We start from the raw sequence: 2,336 nt of genomic DNA on the forward strand, positions 1-2,336 counted from the left end.
CCCACACGGTCACCGCCGCGTCGCCGCTCAAGCCCGCGCTCGACGACTGCGCGAGCCTGCGCGAGGTGATCCGGGTGGTACGCGAGGCGGCGGGCGAGGCCGGTGACTGGCGGGCCATCGTCGACGGTCTGCGGCCCGACCTGGACCGGCTGTGGGGTGCGCTGACCCCGGCGGAGCAGGGCGCGTTCCTGCGGCACCTGGCCCGGCCGTGGGAGTGTCACCGGCACCGGATGGCGCCGGCGGTCGCGAGCCGGGTCGCCCGGCTGCGCACCCAGGGCCTGCTCCGGATCCGGGCCGGCGGCCTGCGCGAGGTCAGCCCGGCCGCGGACGGCGGGCTGATCGCCGAGCTGGCGAGTGGGCCGCTGGCCGTCGGCGGCATCGTGAACTGTGCCGGCCCCGGGCTGCTGCCGGGCGCGGCCGGGTCGTTGCCGGCGGCGCTGATCGCGGACGGCGTCGCGCGGGTGGGACCACACGGGCTCGGTCTGGACATCGACCGGTCGGGCCGGCTGGTGGGCGCGGATGCGCGTACCCAGGAAGGGGTCTGGGTCCTGGGTCCGCTCCGCCGCGGAGCGCGGTGGGAGACCACCGCCGTGCCGGAGATCCGCGACCAGGCCCACCGACTCGCCCTGGACATCGCTGCCGACGTGCCGGTGCCCGCTCTCGCAGCGTGAGTAGCATCCCGATTCGGTAATAATGTCGACGTATGACGTGCACATTTCCGCAGGTCGCGCCCTTATTGACGGGCATCTACGAAACATTGTGTAAACCTTGACGCACCTTGAGTCGGCATCGAGAACGTTCAATACTGCGAGGGCACTCCCGGTGCGCCGAACCCCCGGCGCGCCACCCCACCCCCCTGGGAGGAACCCGTGCTCGATCCGAAGCTGCGCCGGCCGATCGTCGGCTTGGCCGTCGGCATCCTGATGGGCAGCGCCTTCGCCGCGTCACCCGCGGCAGCCGCCCCGACCGGCCAGGACGCGTCCACCAAAGCGTCCACCCTCGCTTCATCGCTGGAAAGCACGCTCGGCGACCGCACCGCCGGGTCCTACGTGGACTCCGCCGGCAAGCTGGTCGTCAACGTGACCGACGCCGCCACCGCCAAGTCCGTCGTCGCCGCCGGCGCCACCGCCCGCTACGTGACGCGCAGCGGCGCCAAGATGGCCGCCACCCAGGCGTCCCTCACCAAGAGCCTGAAGACGCCGGGTACGGCCTTCGCCGTCGACCCGGTCTCGAACCAGGTCGTCGTCTCCGTCGACAGCACCGTCACGGGCGCCAAGCTCACGGCGGTCAAGCAGCTCGTCGCCGGCCTGGGCGACGCGGCCCGCCTGGAGACCGAGTCCGGCAAGTTCACCACCAACATCTCCGGCGGTGACGCCATCTACGCCGGCGGCGGGCGCTGCTCGCTCGGCTTCAACGTGCGCAACTCGGCGGGCACCAGCTTCTTCCTGACCGCGGGCCACTGCACCAACATCGGCTCGACCTGGACCAACGGCTCGACGACGCTGGGCACCCGCACGGGCACCAGCTTCCCGGGCAACGACTACGGCATCGTCCGGTACACGAACACCTCCATCGCCAAGCCGGGCGCGGTCGGTTCCCAGGACATCACCTCGTCGGGCACCCCGGCGGTCAACCAGACCGTCACCCGCCGAGGCAGCACCACCGGCACCCGTTCCGGCCGGGTCACGGCGCTGAACGCCACGGTGAACTACGCCGAGGGCAGCGTCTCCGGCCTGATCCGCACGACCGTCTGCGCCGAGCCCGGCGACAGCGGCGGCTCGCTCTACTCCGGCACCACCGCGTACGGCCTGACCTCGGGTGGCAGTGGCAACTGCCGCACCGGTGGCACGACGTTCTTCCAGCCGGTCACCGAACCGCTCCGCGTCTACGGCGTTGCGGTCTACTAGATCAAGACCCCCTCAGGGAAGGGCCGCGCCGTCGAGCGCGGCCCTTTCCGCGTGGAAGGCCGCGGACAGGCGCTCGAGCACCGACGGGGTGCCGGCCGGCCGCGGCATCCCCAGGTGCTTCTCGCGCAGCTCGTCCATGAACTCGTCCCACATCCGCTGACCACCGCGCTCGAGCAGCTCGGCCCGGATGGCCAGGTCGCGGGTCACCGGCAGGTGGCGCCGGCCCCACGCGCCGAGATGGGCCAGCACCGGGACCAGCTGGATCGCGGGCTCGGTGAGGCTCAGGCGTACCCGCTGCTTGTGGCTCGGATCGGGCGCCGAGGTGATCATGCCAAGGTGGGTCAGCCGCTGCAGGCGGTCCGCCAGGATGTTCGACGCGATGCCCTCCTCGGACTGCGTGAGCAGCGCCCGGAAGTGCCGCCGGTCGCC

General features: G+C 72.3%; 2 protein-coding genes and 1 pseudogene. 2 read left to right on the forward strand and 1 reads right to left on the reverse strand.

Annotation, left to right across the window (positions count from 1 at the left end; all coding sequences use genetic code 11):
• Both AB0M20_RS38820 and AB0M20_RS38825 read left to right on the forward strand, forming a co-directional pair.
• Window positions 1-671: pseudogene (locus AB0M20_RS38820) on the forward strand (FAD-dependent oxidoreductase); the annotation flags it as partial.
• Between the two features lie 198 nt (window positions 672-869).
• A complete protein-coding gene (locus AB0M20_RS38825) occupies window positions 870-1,907 on the forward strand; it encodes a S1 family peptidase (protein WP_364305968.1) in 1,038 nt (345 codons plus the stop codon).
• A gap of 12 nt (window positions 1,908-1,919) precedes the next feature.
• Here AB0M20_RS38825 and AB0M20_RS38830 read toward each other — a convergent pair.
• Window positions 1,920-2,336: winged helix-turn-helix transcriptional regulator (locus AB0M20_RS38830; protein ID WP_364305970.1), on the reverse strand; the 417-nt coding region annotated here is incomplete at its 5' end.

The sequence above is a fragment of the Actinoplanes sp. NPDC051633 genome, from assembly GCF_040681735.1.
Lineage (GTDB): Bacteria > Actinomycetota > Actinomycetes > Mycobacteriales > Micromonosporaceae > Actinoplanes.